This window comes from Streptomyces sp. AK08-02 (genome assembly GCF_033795085.1).
GTDB lineage: Bacteria > Actinomycetota > Actinomycetes > Streptomycetales > Streptomycetaceae > Streptomyces > Streptomyces echiniscabiei.
On sequence record NZ_JARAZV010000009.1, the window covers coordinates 290,192 to 309,550 of the forward strand.

General features: G+C 70.3%; 19 protein-coding genes. 13 read left to right on the plus strand and 6 right to left on the minus strand.

The window, feature by feature from the left end; all coding sequences use genetic code 11:
* Window positions 1-28 precede the first annotated feature (28 nt).
* The gene (locus PV734_RS20535; protein WP_415924234.1) at window positions 29-883 is read left to right on the plus strand and encodes a PaaX family transcriptional regulator C-terminal domain-containing protein; all 855 of its coding nucleotides are present in this window, start codon (window positions 29-31) and stop codon (window positions 881-883) included.
* 106 nt (window positions 884-989) lie between these two features.
* Window positions 990-1,730, plus strand: a complete 741-nt coding sequence (locus PV734_RS20540; RefSeq protein WP_319094410.1) for a hypothetical protein — start codon at window positions 990-992, stop codon at window positions 1,728-1,730.
* Between the two features lie 18 nt (window positions 1,731-1,748).
* Here PV734_RS20540 and PV734_RS20545 read toward each other — a convergent pair whose 3' ends face one another.
* Window positions 1,749-2,777 (minus strand): DUF6745 domain-containing protein, encoded by a 1,029-nt coding sequence (locus PV734_RS20545; RefSeq protein ID WP_319094411.1) that lies wholly within the window; start codon window positions 2,775-2,777, stop codon window positions 1,749-1,751.
* 80 nt (window positions 2,778-2,857) lie between these two features.
* Window positions 2,858-3,184, minus strand: coding sequence for a hypothetical protein (locus tag PV734_RS20550; protein ID WP_319094412.1), 327 nt, complete (start codon window positions 3,182-3,184; stop codon window positions 2,858-2,860).
* Window positions 3,185-3,420: 236 nt separating this feature from the next.
* Here PV734_RS20550 and PV734_RS20555 point away from each other — a divergent pair, with 236 nt between their 5' ends.
* From PV734_RS20555 to PV734_RS20580, 6 genes are read left to right on the plus strand one after another with little or no spacing between them, the layout of a single operon-like run.
* Window positions 3,421-4,389, plus strand: coding sequence for an STM4015 family protein (locus tag PV734_RS20555; RefSeq protein WP_319094413.1), 969 nt, complete (start codon window positions 3,421-3,423; stop codon window positions 4,387-4,389).
* 58 nt (window positions 4,390-4,447) lie between these two features.
* On the plus strand, window positions 4,448-5,650 hold the full coding sequence (locus tag PV734_RS20560; protein ID WP_319094414.1) for an STM4014 family protein: 1,203 nt from the start codon (window positions 4,448-4,450) through the stop codon (window positions 5,648-5,650).
* A gap of 31 nt (window positions 5,651-5,681) precedes the next feature.
* Window positions 5,682-6,488, plus strand: a complete 807-nt coding sequence (locus PV734_RS20565) for an STM4013/SEN3800 family hydrolase (RefSeq protein WP_319094599.1) — start codon at window positions 5,682-5,684, stop codon at window positions 6,486-6,488.
* Entirely contained in the window at window positions 6,485-7,876 is a 1,392-nt protein-coding gene (locus PV734_RS20570; RefSeq protein WP_319290724.1) for an STM4012 family radical SAM protein, read from the plus strand. Before PV734_RS20565 ends, PV734_RS20570 begins: the two co-directional genes overlap by 4 nt.
* Before the next feature lie 10 nt (window positions 7,877-7,886).
* On the plus strand, window positions 7,887-8,813 hold the full coding sequence (locus PV734_RS20575) for an STM4011 family radical SAM protein (RefSeq protein ID WP_319094416.1): 927 nt from the start codon (window positions 7,887-7,889) through the stop codon (window positions 8,811-8,813).
* Window positions 8,814-8,846: 33 nt separating this feature from the next.
* Complete coding sequence (locus PV734_RS20580) at window positions 8,847-9,419, plus strand: hypothetical protein (RefSeq protein WP_319290726.1); 573 nt, start codon at window positions 8,847-8,849, stop codon at window positions 9,417-9,419.
* Window positions 9,420-9,426: 7 nt separating this feature from the next.
* Here PV734_RS20580 and PV734_RS20585 read toward each other — a convergent pair whose 3' ends face one another.
* Complete coding sequence (locus PV734_RS20585; protein WP_319290728.1) at window positions 9,427-10,812, minus strand: DEAD/DEAH box helicase; 1,386 nt, start codon at window positions 10,810-10,812, stop codon at window positions 9,427-9,429.
* A 226-nt stretch (window positions 10,813-11,038) separates the two neighbouring features.
* Between PV734_RS20585 and PV734_RS20590 the strand changes: the two genes are divergently transcribed.
* Together PV734_RS20590 and PV734_RS20595 are read left to right on the plus strand one after the other, a co-directional pair.
* Window positions 11,039-11,896, plus strand: coding sequence for an aldo/keto reductase (locus PV734_RS20590; protein ID WP_319094419.1), 858 nt, complete (start codon window positions 11,039-11,041; stop codon window positions 11,894-11,896).
* Window positions 11,897-12,088: 192 nt separating this feature from the next.
* Window positions 12,089-12,802 (plus strand): DUF2993 domain-containing protein, encoded by a 714-nt coding sequence (locus PV734_RS20595; protein WP_319290730.1) that lies wholly within the window; start codon window positions 12,089-12,091, stop codon window positions 12,800-12,802.
* A 66-nt stretch (window positions 12,803-12,868) separates the two neighbouring features.
* Here the strand turns inward: PV734_RS20595 and PV734_RS20600 are convergent, their stop codons facing one another.
* Window positions 12,869-13,723, minus strand: coding sequence for a LuxR C-terminal-related transcriptional regulator (locus PV734_RS20600; protein WP_319290733.1), 855 nt, complete (start codon window positions 13,721-13,723; stop codon window positions 12,869-12,871).
* A 631-nt stretch (window positions 13,724-14,354) separates the two neighbouring features.
* Between PV734_RS20600 and PV734_RS20605 the strand changes: the two genes are divergently transcribed.
* Window positions 14,355-14,741, plus strand: a complete 387-nt coding sequence (locus PV734_RS20605; protein WP_319290735.1) for a hypothetical protein — start codon at window positions 14,355-14,357, stop codon at window positions 14,739-14,741.
* A gap of 73 nt (window positions 14,742-14,814) precedes the next feature.
* Window positions 14,815-15,684, plus strand: a complete 870-nt coding sequence (locus tag PV734_RS20610; RefSeq protein ID WP_319094423.1) for a helix-turn-helix transcriptional regulator — start codon at window positions 14,815-14,817, stop codon at window positions 15,682-15,684.
* A 168-nt stretch (window positions 15,685-15,852) separates the two neighbouring features.
* Here the strand turns inward: PV734_RS20610 and PV734_RS20615 are convergent, their stop codons facing one another.
* The gene (locus PV734_RS20615; protein ID WP_319094424.1) at window positions 15,853-16,896 is read right to left on the minus strand and encodes a 2-oxoglutarate and iron-dependent oxygenase domain-containing protein; all 1,044 of its coding nucleotides are present in this window, start codon (window positions 16,894-16,896) and stop codon (window positions 15,853-15,855) included.
* Window positions 16,897-17,001: 105 nt separating this feature from the next.
* Between PV734_RS20615 and PV734_RS20620 the strand changes: the two genes are divergently transcribed.
* Complete coding sequence (locus tag PV734_RS20620; protein WP_319290738.1) at window positions 17,002-17,292, plus strand: zinc-ribbon domain-containing protein; 291 nt, start codon at window positions 17,002-17,004, stop codon at window positions 17,290-17,292.
* 19 nt (window positions 17,293-17,311) lie between these two features.
* Here PV734_RS20620 and PV734_RS20625 read toward each other — a convergent pair whose 3' ends face one another.
* Complete coding sequence (locus tag PV734_RS20625) at window positions 17,312-19,261, minus strand: DUF1996 domain-containing protein (RefSeq protein WP_415924240.1); 1,950 nt, start codon at window positions 19,259-19,261, stop codon at window positions 17,312-17,314.
* Between the last annotated feature and the right edge of the window lie 98 nt (window positions 19,262-19,359).

Here is a 19,359-nt window from a genome sequence, read left to right on the forward strand (position 1 = left end):
TCCGCCGGGCGGCCGTACCCTTTCCGACGTGCACGACGAGATCACCCAGGCCGCCGAGGAAACCTCCGCCGGACCGCAGCCGCGCCCCCAGTCGCTCATGTTCACCCTGTTCGGCAGCTACGTTCTGGAGGAGGGGCTCGGACACGTCTACTCGGGCAGCATCATCGACGTCCTCGCCCGCGCCGGAGTCGGGGAGCACGCGGTCAGGTCCACCCTCACCCGCATGGTCAACCGGGGTCTGCTGCAGCGTCAGCGCCACGGGCGCAGGATGTACTTCGGCCTGACCGAGCAGACCGCCGAGATCCTCATGGACGGCAAACAGCGCCTCTGGCAGACCGACGCCGTCAACGAGGACTGGGACGGCACCTGGACACTGCTCGGCTTCTCACTCCCCGAATCCTGGCAGCGCCAGCGGCACGATCTGCGCTCCCGGCTCACCTGGTCGGGTTTCGGTGCCCTGTACAGCGGGCTGTGGATCGCGCCCGGTGACATCGACGCCTCCGCGCTCGTCTCCGAACTGGGCCTGGCCGCCCACGTCAAGATCTTCCACGCCAGGGCCGACGACGCCACCGACATCGGTCTGATGATCCGTGACACCTGGGACCTGGCCGGCGTGGGTGCCCGGTACGCCGAGTTCGAGCAGCGCTGGTCCGGCTGGCCCGGCACCGGCGCCGACGATCCGCTCGGTGTCCGGCTGCGCGTGATCAGCGAATGGCTGGACACCATCCGCACGGACCCGAGGCTGCCCGCCGGCCATCTGCCTCCCGAATGGCCGGCCCGCTCGGCCCAGGAGACCTTCCACCGCATCGCGCGACAGACGGAGGCCCCCGCCCGCCGGATGGCCGGCGAACTCCTGGAGACCACACCGGTACAGGTGCCCTGAGCGCCGACCCCGCCCAAAGATCACGTGTCGGCAAAATCTCCCCATCACCGCACGTATGAGGCAATGCTGATCCATTCGCTCGGAATCGAGATCAGGGAGTCACCAAGTGCCCATAAGACAGGTCAAGTTGGCGACACTCCTCTGCGCAGCGGTGCTGGTGACCGGATGCGGGGGCGGCGGCGGTGACGACGGTTCCGACGCGAAGGCCTCACCGTCGGGAACCTCCTCGGGATCCCCGTCCGTCCCGGCGTCCGGGTCCCCGTCCGCCTCGGCGTCCGCGCAGGAGCCGGAGGCTGCCGCCGACCCGCTCGACGCGGCCGAGCTGAAGTCCGCGGCACTGTCCGGGACCGAGGTGGACGGCTTCCAGATCACCGACTTCCCCGCCAAGCCCGCCGGCGGCGGCACCGCCCGTCCAGCGGTCTGCCAGCCGCTGGAGAACATGCGCACCGCGTCCCCCAAGCCTGCCCCGAAGCAGTTCCTCGGCCTCCTCGCCTACGCCACATCGGGCTCGTCGGCCGGCTCCGCCACCACCATCGGCCTGATGGCCTACGACCAGCCGGATGCCGAAGGCATCCTCGACGGCCTGCGCACCGCCCTGAAGGACTGCACCGCCTACGAGGGCGGCGTACCCGCCCGGACCACCGTCAAGCCGGCTGCCGCACCCGACGCGGGCGACGACGCCGTCGCCTTCGAGCTGCAGACCCGGGGCGACTCCTCGGACGCCTTCGTGGTCGTCCGCAGCGGCGCCACAGTCGTCATGTTCTACGCGGTGAGCGGCACCGGTTCGCCCGCCGAGGTACCGGCCGAACTGGTCTCCGCCCAACTCGGGAAGCTGAAGCGGGCCTGACGTTCGGCCCGACCGCGGTCATGTCTGCCGCAGCGGCTCGTACACGTCCGCGCCGAGGCCGAACGTCCAGGCCACGCCCTCGCGGGCCGTGCGGGTCGTCGGCGGCACCCGCAGCCAGTAGGTACGGCTCGTACCGTCGGGCTCGGGTGTGGAGTTGACGACCTCGACCATCACCACGTCCTCGTCGCCGGCGAGGACGACCCGCCACAGCACCCCGGTCTCGTCACGGTGGACGGGCTTCGCGCCGGACTCGTCCAGGTACCGGTCATAGCCGTAGAACTCCAGCATCACGCGCCGGAGTTCGGCGTTCTCCTCGGCACGGATCCGCGCCGGGGTGAGCGCGGTCAGCTCGTCCAGGAAGTCCCGCGGCACCGGCATGCCACGCCAGGCGTACAGCTCGAACCCGTCCGAGTAGCCGAGGGCCGGACCGTCGCCGCTGTCCAGGCGGCCCGCCTCGTCGCGGTGCAGGGTCAGGGGGCGTTCGCTGACGATCGCCGTCTTCTCGTAGGGCCACCACCAGCCGGCTTCACGCGCCACGGCGGCCAGGCCCGCCAGGGGGCTGTCGACACCCGACTCGAACGCGCACAGCCAGGCCGCGTCGTGCTGTCCCAGCGCGGCGTCCAGGAGCAGCAGACGGACCTGCGCCTCCTGCCGTCGGTCGGCGGCCAGTTCCTCGACGATTCCCGCCCGTACCCGGTCGACCAGCATGCGGGTCGAGTCCCACAGGCCCGCTCCGGTGGCCCGCCAGTGCCCGCTCCACCGCTCCGGGCCCAACTCCGCGTGCAGCCGCTCCCGTTCTGCCGCCCAGGGCGCGCCCAGCACGGCGTCGCGGACCCCGGCACCGAGGGGCCCCAGCGCCGAACCGTCCGGCCGGGCGCCCGTCATGAGCATCCGCACCGCCTCGCGGGGCGAGCGCGTCCACAGGATGCGATCCGGCTCCGCCAGTCCCGCACGCCGGTACGCGAGCCGGACACCCCTTTCGGCCGCCGCCCGGTCCCCCGGTCCCGTCGCCGCTGCCGCGGTCCGCCAACTGCCCTGATCCGTCAACGCCGTTCCTCTCCAAGTACCGTGCCGGGCCGCATCCCCGTGCCGCCCGGTCCTACGCTTCGCCCGTGTGCCTCGGTGTGTCAGTCGGCGACGACGCGCACCGAACCCGGGATGTACTCCCGCTGCCGGATCACCCGGTACCAGCCCTTCGGCAGGGAGATCGCCGCGTGCTCCTCGTGCACGACACGCGCGCCCTCGGGTACGTGCAGCAGCATCGGCCCGAACACGCCGGCCTCGCGGATCAGCCGCCCCGGACCGGCCACCGCATGGGCGTGGCCGGTGACCTCACCGAGGGCCAGGACGAGTCTGCCCCGGCCGTCACGCGGTTCGGACGCCGCGTCGAGCGCGTACTCCGGCACCGCGTCCTCGGCCAACGACACGATCAGTACGTCTCCTTGCCGGTACATGGATCTCCCTCCCGATGCGGCACCCCGTGTGCCATGGGAACGACCGTAGGGGCGACCACTGACATTGATCCTCGTAAGCGGGTTCCGGTGGTCGGGGCTGCCTCGGTGGGCCCCCCTGTTCGCGGCGTTGTCAGTGGGGCTTGGTAGAACTCCTCTACCCGGACGCGATCGGCGCGCGCCGGGCGTGGGACCACGACCGCCGATCCACCGGCCTCCGGATCAGGGAGCACGCACGCATGACAGTCGGTAACCACCTCGGGGAATTCCACGGCCTGTCGGCCTTCACCTTTCCCGAAGCCGGTGACACTTCGGCGGACATGTCCGCTCTTCCGTCGCCCGAGTCCGTCGCCTGGCGCATCTCCGCCGACTCCTACGACGCCAAGGAGCAGTGGGAGGAGGCCTTCGCCCGCTTCCTGGAGGCCGTCGACACCCGGCGGGTGCGGGCGCTGATCGTCGGTGCGTGGAGCGACATGTACGACAGCGGCCCCGACGAGGTGATCGGGGCGCTGGTGGCGGCCCGCGACCGACTGCCCGCCCTGCGCGGTCTGTTCCTGGCCGATGTCCTGTCGGAGGAATGCGAGATCTCCTGGATCACCCAGGGCGATGTCACTCCCCTGCTGGAGGCCTTTCCCGACCTGGAGGAGTTCGGAGTCCGCGGCGGAAACCAGCTGTCCTTCCCCGCCGTCCGGCACGAGCGGCTACGCACACTGACCGTCGAGACCGGCGGCCTGCCCGTCGAGGTGGTGCGCGGCATCGCCGGCAGCGATCTGCCCGCCCTCGTCGAACTCGACCTGTGGCTGGGCACGTCCGAGTACGGGGGCGATGCCGACGTGACGGACCTGGAGCCCTTCCTGGCCGGCACCAGGCTGCCCGGCCTCAGGCGGCTCGCCCTGCGCAACAGCGAGATCCAGGACGCCGTCTGTTCGGCGCTCGCGTCCGCGCCGGTGGTGGCTCGTCTGGAGGTTCTCGACGTCTCGATGGGCGTGCTGACCGACGAGGGTGCGACCGCGCTGCTGAGCGGTCAGCCGCTGACCCATCTGAAGAAGCTCGACCTGCACCACAACTACCTCAGTGAGGCGCTGCGTACACGGCTGCTCCAGACACTGGAGCCCGCCGGTGTGGAGGTCGACGCCGATCCCGGCGACGCCGAGTCCGACGAGGAGGACGACGGCACAGTGTGGCGTTTCGTCTCGGTGGGCGAGTAACACGGAGGCGTCCGGACGCAGCAGAGCACGGCAGGCGGACAGGGGGAGGGTGAGCGGCATGCGGTACACGGAGGCGGGGAGCGTCTCACCGAGGTGGGCGGTGGTCGCCAACGGGGACAACCGCCGGGTGAGCCTGTTCGGCGCGGCCGCCCGGGCCGCCGGTCACGGCACGCCTCGCGTGGTCGAGTGGCGGGACGTCCTGCGCGAAGGGGGACACGACTTCGCCGCCGACGAGTTCGTCCGCCTCGACTCCCCCGGGGAGAGCGCCGAGGTGGACGTGTTGTTGCGCGATGTGGACGATCCGACGCGGGTGGAGGGGTCCGCGCGCTGGTACGGACGGTTCCTGCGGGGTGTGGCCTCGTTGCGCGGCGGGCGGCGGCTCGACGACCCGGTGGATCTGGCCGTGATGTTCGACAAGCGGCTGTGTCACGACCGGCTCGTCCGGGCGGGCGTGCCGGTACCGCCCTCCCCCACCTCCGGGGGCGTGGCGCCGGTGCGGGACTGGGCGGACGTACGCGCCCGGATGGCGGAGGCGGGCCTGCGGCGGGTGTTCGTCAAGCTCGCGCACGGCTCCTCCGCCTCCGGCGTCCTGGCGATCGAGACGACCGCGTCGGGCCGCATCCGCGCGACCACGTCCGTGGAGCGCACCGGGGAGGGCCGGCTGCACAACTCCCTGCGGGTGCGCCGCTACACCGAGGAGGGGGAGATCGCCGCGATCGTCGACACGCTCGCCCCCGACGGGCTGCACATCGAGCGATGGCTGCCGAAGGCGTCGCTCGGCGGCCGGTCGGCGGATCTGCGCATCGTGGTCGTGGGCGGCCGGGCCACCCACGTCGTGGTCCGCACCAGCCGTTCTCCGCTGACCAATCTGCATCTCGGCGGGGCGCGCGGCGACCTGGCCGCCGTACGGGCGCTCGCCGGTGACCGCTGGGCGACCGCCCTCGAAACGAGTGAGCGGGCCGCGGCCTGCTTCCCCGGCACCCTGTGCGTCGGTGTCGATCTGCTGCCGGCCGTCGGCTGGCGCCGCTTCGCCGTCGGAGAGGTCAACGCGTTCGGTGATCTGCTCCCCCGCCTCACCGGCCTCCCCGGCAGTGGGGCCGAGGGCCTGGACACGTACGCCGCACAGGTCGCCGCGGCAACGTCGTTCGCCCCCGGCCACTTCCCACAGACACCAGGGCCAGGGCCGGCGACACCACCGGCATCACCCGTTCCACGCGTTCCACCGCACGAGCTTTCGAGGACCGCCCATGCCACCGTCTGAGCCCCTTCCCGCCCCGGCCGCCGGGCCGGACATGAACGATGTGGTGGGCCGTGACGACCTGTTGCTGCTCACCCTGGACACCCTCCGCCACGACGTGGCCGTAGAACTCGCCGCCGCCGGACGGCTGCCCAACCTCACCGCCCATCTGCCGGACGGCACCTGGGAGAAGCGGCACGCGCCCGGGAGTTTCACCTACGCCTCCCACCAGGCGATGTTCGCGGGCTTCCTGCCCACACCGGCGGCGCCGGGGCCGCATCCCCGGCTGTTCGCGGCCCGGTTCGCGGGCAGCGAGACGACAGCGGACGGCACGTACGTCTTCGACACCCCCGACCTCGTGTCCGGCCTGGCCTCGCACGGCTACCGAACGGTGTGCATCGGCGGCGTCGGCTTCTTCAACAAGCAGGGTGCCCTGGGCGACGTACTGCCCGGGTTCTTCCAGGAGAGCCACTGGGAGCCGGAGTTCTCCGTGGCCTCCCCGACCTCCTTCGAGGCACAGGTGGCACGCGCCGAGAAGACGGTGTCCGAACTGCCGCCCGAGCAGCGGCTGTTCCTCTTCCTGAACGTCTCCGCGCTGCACCAGCCGAACTGGTTCCACCTGCCCGGCGCGACCCGGGAGGCGGGTGACAGCAGGCTCACCCACGCCGCCGCGCTGGAGTACGTCGACCGTCATGTCGGGCGGCTGTTCACGGCGATGAGTTCGCGTCGCCGCTGCTTCGCCATCGTCTGCTCCGACCATGGCACCGCCTACGGGGACGACGGTCACACCGGTCACCGCCTCGGCCATGAATCCGTGTGGACCGTGCCCTACGGCCACTTCTTCCTGGAGCCGTCCGTATGAGCCCCACCGCCACCTCGACGGACACCTCCGACTCGGACAGCGTCGGCCAACCGCCGCGGCCGTACCAGAGCTATACGTACGCGTACCCGCACAAGACCGCCTACCGGCCGCTCACCCCCGGGCCCCGGCTCGCGGACCTGTGGGCCGGGGAGTCCCGCGAGTCGCTGTCGCTGTACCTGCACATACCGTTCTGCGAGGTCCGCTGCGGCTTCTGCAACCTGTTCACCCGGATCGGGGCGCCGGACGGTCTGACGGGCCGCTATCTGGACGCCGTGCGCCGCCAGGCCGTCGCGGTCCGCGAGGCCCTGGGTGACGCGCGGCCCCCGCGGTTCGTCAACGCCGCGTTCGGCGGCGGCACTCCGACCTTCCTGGAGGCAGCGGAGCTGGAGCGGCTGTGCGACATCGCCGAGCAGGAGATGGGAGTGGATCTGCGGGCGGTCCCCCTGTCCGTGGAGGCGTCACCGTCCACGGCCACCGCCGACCGGCTGGCCGTGCTCGCCGAGCGGGGCGCCACCCGTCTCAGCCTCGGCGTGCAGAGCTTCGTCGAGGAGGAGGCGCGGGCCGCCGTACGCCCGCAGCACCGGTCCAATGTCGAGGCAGCCCTGGCCCGCATCCGCGAAGCCGCCGTGCCCGTCCTGAACATCGACCTGATCTACGGCATCGACGGGCAGACGGCGGCCAGTTGGCGCTACTCCCTCGACGCGGCTCTCGCCTGGCACCCGGAGGAGATCTACCTCTATCCCCTCTACATCCGTCCGCTGACCGGCCTCGGCCGCCACAGCGACCGAGGGGTGGCCGACCGGAATTGGGACGAGCAGCGTCTGCGCCGCTACCGGGAGGGCCGTGACCATCTTCTCTCCCGCGGCTACGAGCAGGTGTCCATGCGGATGTTCCGGCGCTCGGACGCGCCGCCCCAGGGTCCGGACGACTACGCGTGCCAGACCGACGGCATGATCGGTCTGGGCTGCGGTGCCCGCTCGTACACCTCCCGGCTGCACTACTCCTTCGACTACGCGGTCTCGATGCGGGAGATACGCGGCATCGTCGACGACTACACCGCCACCGAGGACTTCTCCCGCGCGCTCCACGGCAGACGGGTCGACGAGGACGAGGCACGGCGCCGGCACCTGCTGCAGTCCCTCCTCCAGGCCGAGGGCATGCCCCTCGCCGACTACCGGCTCCGGTTCGGCTCCCGGGCATACGACGACTTTCCCGCCGAGCTGGACACCCTCGCCGCGCGCGGCTGGCTCGACGACGGCGGGAGCGCCGGTGACGGGACGGAGAGGCTGCGGCTGTCCGCCGAGGGGCTGGCCCACTCGGACGCCATCGGCCCGGAGTTCTTCTCACCGGACGTGCGCGACGCCATGGCCGCCTACGAGACGAAGTGAGAGGCACGCGGTGGATCTGACGCTGCTGTACCGCGGGCCGCTCGCCTCCTGCGACTACGACTGCCCGTACTGCCCGTTCGCGAAGCGCCGCGACAGCACCGCGCAACTGCGCGCCGACCGTGCGGCACTGGAGCGCTTCACCGCGTGGGCGTGCGAGCAGCGGGAGGACGAGCTGTCGGTGCTCTTCACCCCGTGGGGCGAGGGGCTGGTCCGTTCCTGGTATCGGCGTGCCCTGGTCGAGCTCTCCCACCAGCCGCACATACGCCGGGTCGCCATCCAGACCAATCTGAGCTGCCGCACCGACTGGCTCGCGGACGCGGACAGCGACACCGTAGCCCTGTGGTGCACCTACCACCCCGGGCAGACGCCCTACGAACGGTTCCTGGCCAGGACGTACGAGCTGACGGCGCTCGGGATCCGCTTCAGCGTCGGCATCGTCGGCGTACCGGACCACCTGGAGCACGCGCGGCGGCTTCGCGCGGAACTCCCGGAACAGGTCTATCTGTGGGTGAACGCGGCCGACGGGCACACCTACACCGACGAACAGGCCGGTGAGTGGACCGCGTTGGACCCGCTCTTCCCGTTCAGCCGCCATCCGCACCGCTCGGCGGGCCTGCCGTGCCGCACCGGGGAGTCGGTGCTCTCCGTGGACGGTGAGGGCGCCGTGCGCCGCTGCCACTTCGTCCGCGCGGAACTCGGGAATCTGTACGACGGCTCCTACCGTGACGCGCTGCGCCCACGGGTCTGCCCCTCGGGGGTGTGCGACTGCCACATCGGATACGTGCACCTGGAGACACTGCCGTTGTACGACGTGTTCGCGGGCGGCGTCCTGGAACGGGTCCCGAGGGCGCTGCCCGACCGGCCACTCCTGCGGCTGGTCCCGGTCGAACGAACTGGCGTCGACGCGGCTGCCGTGACAGGGTCGCATCGATCGTGAACGTGTGAACGTGCAGTTGGTGAGAGGAAGTTCGTGGACACGCAGACCTGGGACGCCCTGGCCGCATCGATGAGGAACGCGTACATCGCGGGCCCGGGCGAAGGGGAGCTGCCCCGCCCGGTCATCATGCCGCTGGTCCGCGGTGAACTGGTCGGCCTGATCTGGCTGCGTCCCGTCGAGACCGGCAAGGACGCGCTCACCGGCATCGCCCAGCTGTCGAACATCGCGGCGGCGGCCGGCGCCGACGAGGTCGTCCTCGCCTGGGAGACCCAGGACGTCGCCGCCACCTGCGAGCTGCCGGTCACCGGCCCGTCGCCGTGCCTGAACCTGGTGCACGCCACGAAGGACGGCCACACCCTGCACCGGTTCCCCTACGCCGAGCAGGCCCCCACCGACTCCCCGGCGGGCCCTGCCACGGCCGCCCCGCAGTGGCTCCCCGTACCCGAGCCGCTGCCGGGCGGCGAGCTGATCCCCCCGGTCCGGGCCGCGGTCGACTACTCCTTCATCCCGCTCGACATCGACCACCCCTCGCCCTTCGGGGTGACCGTCGTCCTGATGGAGGAGGACGGCTACAGCGTGCGTCTGACCGAGTCGTTCGCCCTCTGACGACCGGTCAGCGGCCCTTGCGGACTCGGGCGGCCGCTCGGGCCTCCGCCGCCTTGCGGGCCTCGGCTGCTTTGCGGGACTCCTTGGCCGGGCGTCCCGGGCGGGTGCCGATACCGCGGAACGGAGCGTTACCGGTGTTCGTCCTCGTCTCGGTCGGCGGGCGCTTCGCGCCGGTGATGGCGGTCAGCTTCTCCTCGCCGGAGCGCACCTGTGCGACCGTCGGGCGAATCCCGGCGTCCGTCATCATCCGATTGACGTCGCGCCGCTGGTTGGGAGTGACCAGGGTGACCACCTTCCCGGACTCCCCCGCACGCGCCGTACGCCCCCCACGGTGCAGATAGTCCTTGGCGTCGGCCGGCGGGTCGACGTTGACGACGAGATCGAGGGCCTCGATGTGAATGCCCCGTGCGGCGACGTTGGTGGCCACCAGCACGGTGATCGCACCGTCCTTGAACTGACCGAGGGTGTGCGTGCGCTGCGGCTGCGACTTACCGCTGTGCAGGGCTCCGGCCCGTACCCCACTGGCCCGCAGATGACGGGTGAACTGGTCCACACCGGTCTTGGTGTCCAGGAACATCAGCACCCGGCCGTCGCGCGCGGCGATCTCGGTCGCGGTCGCGTACTTGTCGGCGGCGTGGATGTTCAGGACGTGGTGTTCCATCGTGGCGACCGAGCTCGCCAGCCGGTCGACCGTGGCGAGCACCGGGTCGTGGAGGTGGTCGCGTACGAGCTGGTCGACGTTGCGGTCGAGCGTGGCCGAGAACAGCAGCCGCTGTCCGTCGGCGGGGAGCTGGTCCATGAGGTCCGAGACCTGGGGCAGGAACCCCAGGTCGCACATCTGGTCCGCCTCGTCCAGCACCGTGATCCGCACGTGGTTCAGGACGCAGTCCCGGCGCGACACCAGGTCCGTCAGCCGCCCGGGGGTCGCGATGACCACCTCGGCGCCGGCCCGCAGCTCGGCCTGCTGCCGGTTGATCGACAGACCGCCGACCACCGTCGCCAGTCGTACGTTCAGTGTCCGCGCGTACGGGGCCAGCGCGTCGCCCACCTGCTGCGCGAGTTCCCGGGTCGGCACCAGCACCAGTGCGAGCGGGCGCTTGGCCTCCGCGCGGCGACCCGCCGTCCGGACGAGCAGCGCGAGCCCGAAGGCGAGCGTCTTGCCGGAGCCGGTCCGCGCTCGGCCGAGGACGTCACGGCCGGCCAGTGCGTTCGGAAGGGTCGCCGCCTGGATCGGGAAGGGCTCCGTCACCCCGAGGCCCGCCATCGTCTCCGTGAGCTCCGGCGGCAGCCCGAGCGCGTCGAAGGACACGGCCGGCGGCAGGCCCGGGGACACCGTCCGCGGGGTGGTGAGCTCACCCTGCGGCGCGTTGTGAGCCGACGGTTTGGCGTTCATGAGGAGCCTTCCTGGTCTGACGCCCGCAACGCGCCGGGGCCCGTACCCCATGGGCACGGGCCCCGGCGGTGTCGAAGCGTGACCCCATTTTATCAGCGGTGGCATCGTGATTCAGTTGTGCGGGTGCTGAATGCGTTCGCATTCCCCTGTTGGACCTCTGGGCCTCGGCGAGCAAGGGTGGTGGGGCACATCCTTACGTCGCTACACCCGGAAGAGGTCACGAGCAATGCAGACTCGACGCATCGGTGACGTGGAGGTCAGCGCGATCGGTCTGGGCGGTATGCCCATGTCGATCGAGGGACGGCCGGACGAGGCCCGTTCGCTCGCCACCATCCATGCCGCGCTCGACACGGGCGTGACCCTGATCGACACGGCGGACGCCTACCACCTGCGCGCCGACGATGTGGGGCACAACGAGACCCTCATCGCCAAGGCGCTCGCCTCCCACGAGCGCGGTCCGGACGTCCTGGTCGCCACCAAGGGCGGACATCTGCGTCCCGGTGACGGCAGCTGGACCCTGGACGGCTCCCCCGCACACATCAGGGAGGCGTGCGAGGCCTCGCTGCGCCGCCTGGGCGTGGAGGCCATCGGGCTGTACCAGTTCCACCGCCCCGACCCGAAGGTCCCGTACGAGGAGTCGGTCGGCGCGGTCCGGGATCTACTGGACGAGGGCAAGATCCGTATGGCCGGAATCTCCAACGCCGACCCGGATCAGATCCGGCAGGCCAACGAGATCCTCGGCGGACGTCTCGTCGCCGTGCAGAACCAGTTCTCCCCGGCATTCCGTTCCAGCGAGCCGGAACTGCGGCTGTGCGACGAGCTGGGCATCGCGTTCCTGCCCTGGAGTCCGCTCGGCGGTATCTCCCGGGCCGGCGACCTCGGTTCGGCGTACGCCCCCTTCGCCAGGATCGCCGCGGCCCACGGCGTCAGTCCGCAGCGTGTGTGTCTGGCCTGGATGCTCGCCAAGTCACCGGTGGTCGTGCCGATCCCCGGCGCCAGCCGTCCGGAGACGATCCGTGACTCCGCCGCCGCTCCTCGACTGACGCTCTCCGCCGAGGAGTCGGCGGAGCTGGACGCCGTCTGAGCCGCTGGGCGCCGGGCCCGCCCGGACCCGGCGCCCTTCTCTCTTCGTTTGTCGCGGACGGACAACTCGACGCGGTTTGACGCGAGTTTGAACCTCCCGACGCGTGTTCATGGTCAACAACGACCTAGAGTCTCCCCCTGGCCTCCGTGTGAGCGCCTCGTACTCGGTGCACCGCGACATGGGGGGATCGACGTGAGACGTCGATGGGTGAAGGTTCTGCTGATCACGGTCGTTGTGCTCGCCGCACTGTTCACAGCGGCCGACCGCACAGCCGTGCACTACGCCGACAAGGAGATCACACAGCTCGCCAAGGAGAAGTACGGCTACGCCAACACCACCGACGGCCACATGGACGTGTCGATCGAGGGCTTTCCCTTCCTGACCCAGGCCGCCGCCCAGAGCTTCGACCATGTGACGCTGACCGCCGAGCGGTTTCTGATCGACACCACGAACAACGCCCAGGGTGGCTATCTCAACGTCGACCGTCTCCACCTGGACCTACGGGGTGTGACGGTGAACTCGCTGACCGCTCGCAGCGCCGAGGTGAACACCGCCACCGGTACCCTGACCCTCTCGTACAAGGAACTGTCCGGGGTGTTGACCCGACTCGCGGGCAAGGGCGCCCCGTTGCAGGTGTCACGGGCGCCCGGATCCAACGGCCAGGCGGCACGCGTCAAGGTCTCGGGCACGGTGGGCGGGACGTCGTCGAACAGCACGGGAACACTCCTGGCGCAGGGCACGGAACTCTCCATGACGGTCCCTGGAGTCGAGAGGGCCGGCCTCTCCTGGCGGGTGGACCTCCCGTACGGCGTCGGTTTCGAGGCGGCACGTGCGACGGCGGACGGTGTCGAGATCAGCCTCGTCGGTCACCAGGTGCTGCTCGGCTCGTCGCGCTTCGACGGCTGAGGTGCCGGCCCCGGATGCGGACCGGGTCGCGCGGCTCCCGTACCGCACGCTCCCGCATTCGGGGCCCTAAGGGAGCAGGCCCGCCCGGCGGGCCGCGGTGACGGCTTCGAGACGGGTGCTGGTGCCGAGCTTGCGCATCACCGAGCGGAGATAGCCCTTGACGGTCTCCAGGCCGATGTCGAGTCGGTCGGAGATGTCCAGGTTGGTGCAGCCCCCGGCGACCGCGGCCAGGACGTCCAGTTCACGCGGCGAGAGACTCGCCGCCGGTCCGGGGAAGGTCCGCTCCGCGCAGCAGCCCGACTCCAGCAGGGAACACACCTCGTGGAAGCGTTCCTTGAGGTGGCCCTCACCGATCGTCTCCGTCAGGTCCAGCAACTCCGTGTGGACCGCGTGCACCTGCTCCAGGGCCGCCGCGTCATGGGACGAGGGAGTGCTCGGCACGCCCCGCGCCTCGGAGAGGAGCCGCTGCGCGTGCTCGTGGGACGCGAGGAACTGCTCCAGGTCGCGAGCCGCCGCCGTCACCGCCGTCAGTACGCGGTCACTCAGCCGTACCGCGTCCCGTGACCCCGCGAAGAGTGCGGCTCGTACCGTCGTACCCACGATCACGGGCGCCGCCACCATCGCCCGTACCTCCTCCGCGATGAAGCAGTCGTACTCGTGACTGATCTGCTGCGCCGCCCGGTAGTCGGTCACCGCTGCGAGCCGACGTGTCGTCAGCACCTTGCCCATCAGTCCCACGCCCGCGGTCACGGCGAACCCTCGACGTCCCTGCGCCTTCGCCCCGCTGGTCTCACCGATCCGCAGCAGCTGCGGGCCGTCGACCCAGGCCACACCCGCGACGGCCATACCGCTTTCCCTGCGCAGCGCCAGCACCGCGGCACGGGCGGCGGCGGCCTCCGCACTGTCCTCCGCCGGCAACACGAGGGGGTCGACTCCTTGTCCGAGCACAGCGTCAACGATTCCGTCGGGACGGCGGTTCCCTGCCTCTCCTGGTGCGCGGAGGGGGTCGCTCCGCTGCCGCCAGGAGAACAGTTCTGCAACTGTTCTGCGGCGTCAAGTCCCCTGCGGGAAGAGGTAGTTGACTGTTTCTCAGCTTCGCCAGGAGTGGCGCACCCGCCCTCGGGATCCAGTACGGTGCGGAGGACTTTCGGCGACCCCTCATCCGGGGGTAGCTGTGCGGCCCGATTTGACTCAATCTTGGTGCCAGTAGAAAGCCGCTTCCCGGTCCGGAGAACGGGATGTACAACCGTATGACCCGTCGCCCGGGCCGCGCGCACCACCCCAGCGCGAGGCCCGCCGAGCCCGAGGTCGTCGTGTGCACCCTTCGGCTCCGAGCCCCGCACCACCAGAGAGGAACCCCTCCCCCATGGATTTCTCCCGCTTTCCGCTTCTTGCCGTCCACGAAGAAAGCGCTGTCGTCGACCCGCGCCACGCGCCGGTCCGTGCCGCCGGCCTCCACGGGTCCGGGATGCCTCCGCCCGCGCTCTGGCGGACCTTCGCCGGCTGACCCGGCGCCACGGACACGGGGCCCGACATCCGTCTGGCGGTACATGTGACACACACCGATCCGAGCAACTCCCCCGAACCGAAAACCGATTGCCAGGACGTACGGGACCGGCTGGAACCGCGCCGGCTCGTCCAGACCAACGCGGCCGCCCTGGACCGGCGCAACCCAAAGGCGTTCGCCTCGCTGTTCGGCGACGACGGCGAGCTGATCCTGGATTCCCCGGACGACGACAGCGCCGACGACAGCGCCACGGGAGAGACCGGCTGTCTCGCGCACGAGACGTACGCCGACGGCGACGCCGGAACGCGCGTACGCGCCATCCGCTGTCGCGACTCCTACCGGCGTACGACAAGAACCTGGCGCTTCATCCGCCGGGAACCGACCGCGGACCGGACCGAGGACCGCGTCCTCACAGCACCCACCGGCCACTGACCCCGGCCGCTCCCGCCCCCAAGGGAAACGCACCACCGGAGCACTCGTGCTCCCGCGCAGACCGAGGAAACAAATGACAGCGAAATCACCCCCCGTCTCGGACGACGACCGCCAACTCAAGCGTGCCATCGACGAGTTACGCCACACCACCGACGTGGATCTCACCTTCGGCGGCGTCGTCACCAGAGGCCGGCACGCGCAGCTCACCGAGTTCGCCGGCAACTCGACCAGAGCCCTCATGGGGCTGACTCTCGGGTTCGGTATGGGGCTCGGCGGCAAGGCGGTGGCTCTGCACCGCCCCATCGCGGTCAACGACTACGCGAACTCCAAGCGGATCAGCCATCACTACGACCTCATGGTCGCCGCAGAGGGCATCCAGGCCGTCGTGGCGGCCCCCGTGGTGGTGAACCGCACGGTCAGGGCGGTGATGTACGGCGCGGTCCGCCAGTCCGTCGGACTGGGCGACCGGACGGTCGACGCCGTCATGGACACCGCCCGCGCCCTGGAACAGAACCTGGCGGTGCGCGACGAGGTGGTACGGCGCCTGGGCCTTCTCGACGAGCCCGTGGCGGTCGGCGAGCGCCCGCCCGAGCCGGCATCCCGTCGCTGGGAGGCGATTCGCGAGGCATACGCCGAGCTTCGGGTGCTCGCCCAGCACGTCACGGACACCGACCTGCGCGAGCGGGTCGCCGCGTTGAGCGACAGACTGGCCGATGCCGGGGCACCCGCCTCCCGGCGTCCGTCCGGCCCGGCCCTCTCGGCACGAGAACTCGACGTCCTGTCGTGCGTCGCACTGGGGCGGACCAATACCGACGTGGCGGATGAACTCGGGCTTCGGGCCGAGACGGTGAAAAGCTATCTGCGCAGCGCCATGCGCAGACTGGGCTGCCATTCACGGCTGGAGGCGGTCATGACCGCCCGCCAACTGGGCCTGCTGCCCTGAGAGTGGAAAAGGCCACCCCGAAATGTCAGAGAACCGAGAAATCAGAGAGATCCGGGAAATCTGAGAGTTGAGGGGCCGGAACAGGAAGTCGCAAACACCTGCGGGTGGTCCGGCGCATTCTGGGAACAGTACGCGCCGGGCCTCGGTTGTTCCGCGAGGGGATACGGTTCAAGAAGCGAGTGCTTCTTTGCGGAGCCGTTCGAGGACGGCCAGCCGGTCCTCCTGCTCGATCAGCGCGGTGGTGGAGCGGTCGGGATAGCAGCGCATGAACATGTTCGTGAAGTGCGTGCCGTAGTGGATGAACTCGTCCGCCTCGGGCGCGTCCAGAGGGCGGGCCACGGCCTGGAAGGACGGCTCGTGGAAGTACGCCATCGTAAAGCGCTCACGGTCGGCGAGGCGCACCTTGTGCGGGGTGGAGAGGAGGGTTCCGCCGGTGATGAACTGCATGATGTCGCCGGGGAAGACGGTGAAGACCGAGGGCGTCGGGGCCACGAAGGTCCAGGGCTCCTCGTTCTCGTAGCGCCCGGCCATGGACTCGTCGGGCAGCCAGTTGCGTCCCCGGGACTCGCCGGGGACGGGCGGGCGGATGTAGAGGCCGCCGACCTCGTCCTGGGCGGCGATGACGAGCAGACCGTAGTCGGTGTGGGAGCCGATTCCGCGCTCGGAGGTGGCGTCCGCCGGCGGGAAGCGCAGCACCCTCATGTGGTGCCAGCCGTCCTCGGTGAGCCGTGTGAAGTGCTCCATGTCGTCCAGGCCGAGGCCCAGTGCGGTCAGTTGGAGCAGTCGGTGGCCGATGTCTCCGACGACGTCCATGTAGTCCTTCATGGCGGCGGCGTACTGGTCGGACGGCCAGGGGGCGGGACCGTGACACGGCCACCTGTCGAGGACGCGGGGGTCGTCGGCGGGGATGTCGGGACAGACGGTGAAGATCTCCGAGCCGTCCTTCTCGCCGGCCGTCTCCTCCTCGCCGGATGCGACATAGCCGCTGTAGGTGAGGTCGGAAACGTACTGGGCCTTCTCCTTGAGCGGCCGGCCGACAAAGGCCCTGGATGCGTCGAGGGCCCGTCCGGTGGCAGCATCCTGTTCGGGAGTGGCCTGGATCTGGAAGATACCGTCGACCTGCCAGGCGGCGATGAGTGCCCGACCGAGTTCTCGGTCGGCTTCACCGCCTTCGACGGTCGAAGGGAGTGGGAAGGTCTGCAGTTCGGTCATGTCCCCACCATGAACCGGACGCAAGCGATCCACTACCCCCTACTGAGGGGGCCGGGCCGATAAAAGACGTACCGGCAACACACGTACCGACAAAGGGACTTACGAATGATTGTCTTCGGCACCAAGGGATATCTGTACCAGCTCGCGATACTCACACTGGTGTGCGGCCAGTGTGGAAATCCCTCGGCGCACGCGCTGCGGAAGCGCGTCACCAAGTTCACCCTGTTCTTTGTGCCCCTTTTTCCTTTCTCGACCAAGTACCTGACGCAGTGCACCTTCTGCGGTGCGGAGCACAAGGTGACCAAGGAACAGGCGGAGCAGATGCTGGGCGTCGGCGGCGGCGCCGGTGACCGGACGAACACGCCGCCGACGCAGCAGCAGACCTATCGCCCCTGACCCCAGGCGCCCGCGGTCGTCATCGTGTCGCGTGCCTGATGCGGCGAAGCAGCAGGAAGCCGGAGATCAGGAGAAGCGCCCCGATTCCGGCCGGCCACAGCTGGGTTCCCGTGTCGGCGAGATCGCCGGTGACGGCCTGCGGTTCGGGCCGCGCGGCGGAGGCGTCACCGTCGCCCTCGCCCGCGGTCGCCGCGCCGCCTGTGTCGCCGCCGGCGTTGGTGTCCCGCGTCGGGGACGCGGCCGTCTCGGCCCGCTGGGTGGCCGGCGGTGACGTGTATACCCTCGGCTCCGCCTCGACGGGCTCCTTCGAGGAAGTGGCGCTCGCCGGGTCCGGGGTCCGTGTGCTCGGGGACGGCGAGAGCGAGGGCTCGGGCGTCTCGTCCTCGCTCGGGGTCACCGTGGGGTCGGCGGTCGGCTCGTCGGTGCCTCCGGACGGGGGGGCGGGAGTCGCGGTCGGCGTCGGGGTGTTCTCCGGGTCCTCACCGTTCGAGGAGCCGGCGCCGCACTGCCGTCCGGAGTTGATGCAGTCGACCATGTCACGCATCAGGTTCTCGTCGAACACGTTGATGAAGTCACCGTGGTCCGTGACCGGCTTGTGCAGCTGCTCGGGGAACGAGTCGACCGCGAACAGGGGCGTCGTACGGCCGCCGTCCTGAAGGCTCGGTGCGTCGACGTCGTAGACGATGCGCTGCACCAGCTGCGGAATCGCCTGGAAGCCCTCTCCGCAGTTGCCGTCGGCGTCGGCGAACGCCACGTGGGTGCGGTGGTTGGCGCTGTCGATGTTCCGGCCGTCCCAGCAGCTCTGGAACCTGAACGTGCGCACCACGTCACTGCCCTGGGGGCACAGCGGGTACTTGTCCTTGAGCTGCCGGTCCTCGAACCCGGTGCAGCTCCAGGAGGCGTTGGCGTTGGCGGTGCCGTTGACGAACGCCTTGGCATCGCCGGTGATGATGCGCAGCAGCTTGGGCATGGCCACGACCCGGCCGCGCGGGTTGCCCACGAACGTCATCGTGACCTGCTCGGCCGTGACGATCTCGCCGGCGTTGCCTTCGATGCCGCCGCCGGGAGAGGCGGCGTCCTGTTCCCGCGTGCCGTTCTGCAGGCGCAGCACGGGCCAGAAGTAGGAGGACCTGTCGCCCTGGTCCACGCAGCTCGTCTGCGCCGCGGCCAGGTCGTCGTTGCTCGCGAACGCGTTGTTGGACTGGTTGCCGACGTAGTCGTGGAAGTGGTGTGCGCCGTTGGACACGCCCGGGGCCACGATGACGTTGTCCGAGTTGAACAGACCGTTCGCGTTCACACCACAGCTCGTGGCGAAGGTGCCGAGGGAGGCGTTGTCCTGCGGGGAGGGGTTCTGCGCGGTGGGCTGGACGGTGGTGATGTCCGCGTAGTCGTCGGCGACCGGGCCGTTTCCGGCCTGGCCGCCGTTGCCGTTCTGCTGGTCACCCTGGTCCTGGCCGTCACCCTGACCATCGCCCTGCTCCTGGCCGTTCTGACCGTCCTGGCCGCCGTCGTTCTGGTCGCCGTTCTGGTCCTGCCCCTCCTCGGACTGGTCGTCGGAGGCGCGGAAGGTGCAGGCGGCCAGGTTCTCGAGTCCCTGTGGGCGGTCTCCCACCCGGTCGATGGCGATCGCGATCCGCTCGATGGTCGCGGACCGCTTCTCCTTCAGTGGGTTCATGATCGCGGAGTCGGCGAAGCCGCCGTCCTCGCGTATCGCCTGCGCCGAGTTCTGCAGCCGCTGGTAGGCCTCGGCGATCTGCTGGTCCAGGGCGGCGAGTTCCTGGTCGACCTCCGACCGCGCCTCGTCCGGTACGGCCGCCAACTGGCCGCCGACATCGGGGCAGTCGATCGTCGCGGCCCCGGAGGAAAGAGTCCGGTCGGCCCAACTCTGTTGAGAGGAGTCGCCACTCGGGCCGTTCTCGGTGGCCGAGGCGTAGACGTTCGCGACGACCAGTCCACCTCCGCCCAGCATCAGGGCGACCGCCGCGAAGGTGGCACGGCGTGGACCTGTCGGGCGTCTGCGCTTGTTACGTCCCACGGAAGTCTCCTGCGCTGCATGGCCGGTTCGGC

Bases quoted from the DNA above. Each gene is read 5' to 3' on its own strand.
- PV734_RS20550 (WP_319094412.1), bottom strand. From the start codon at position 3,184: ATGTACCGGCAAGGAGACGTACTGATCGTGTCGTTGGCCGAGGACGCG.
- PV734_RS20555 (WP_319094413.1), top strand. From the start codon at position 3,421: ATGACAGTCGGTAACCACCTCGGGGAATTCCACGGCCTGTCGGCCTTC.
- PV734_RS20560 (WP_319094414.1), top strand. From the start codon at position 4,448: ATGCGGTACACGGAGGCGGGGAGCGTCTCACCGAGGTGGGCGGTGGTC.
- PV734_RS20565 (WP_319094599.1), top strand. From the start codon at position 5,682: ATGAACGATGTGGTGGGCCGTGACGACCTGTTGCTGCTCACCCTGGAC.
- PV734_RS20570 (WP_319290724.1), top strand. From the start codon at position 6,485: ATGAGCCCCACCGCCACCTCGACGGACACCTCCGACTCGGACAGCGTC.
- PV734_RS20585 (WP_319290728.1), bottom strand. From the start codon at position 10,812: ATGAACGCCAAACCGTCGGCTCACAACGCGCCGCAGGGTGAGCTCACC.
- PV734_RS20590 (WP_319094419.1), top strand. From the start codon at position 11,039: ATGCAGACTCGACGCATCGGTGACGTGGAGGTCAGCGCGATCGGTCTG.
- PV734_RS20610 (WP_319094423.1), top strand. From the start codon at position 14,815: ATGACAGCGAAATCACCCCCCGTCTCGGACGACGACCGCCAACTCAAG.
- PV734_RS20615 (WP_319094424.1), bottom strand. From the start codon at position 16,896: ATGACCGAACTGCAGACCTTCCCACTCCCTTCGACCGTCGAAGGCGGT.
- PV734_RS20620 (WP_319290738.1), top strand. From the start codon at position 17,002: ATGATTGTCTTCGGCACCAAGGGATATCTGTACCAGCTCGCGATACTC.
- PV734_RS20625 (WP_415924240.1), bottom strand. From the start codon at position 19,261: ATGCTGGGCGGAGGTGGACTGGTCGTCGCGAACGTCTACGCCTCGGCC.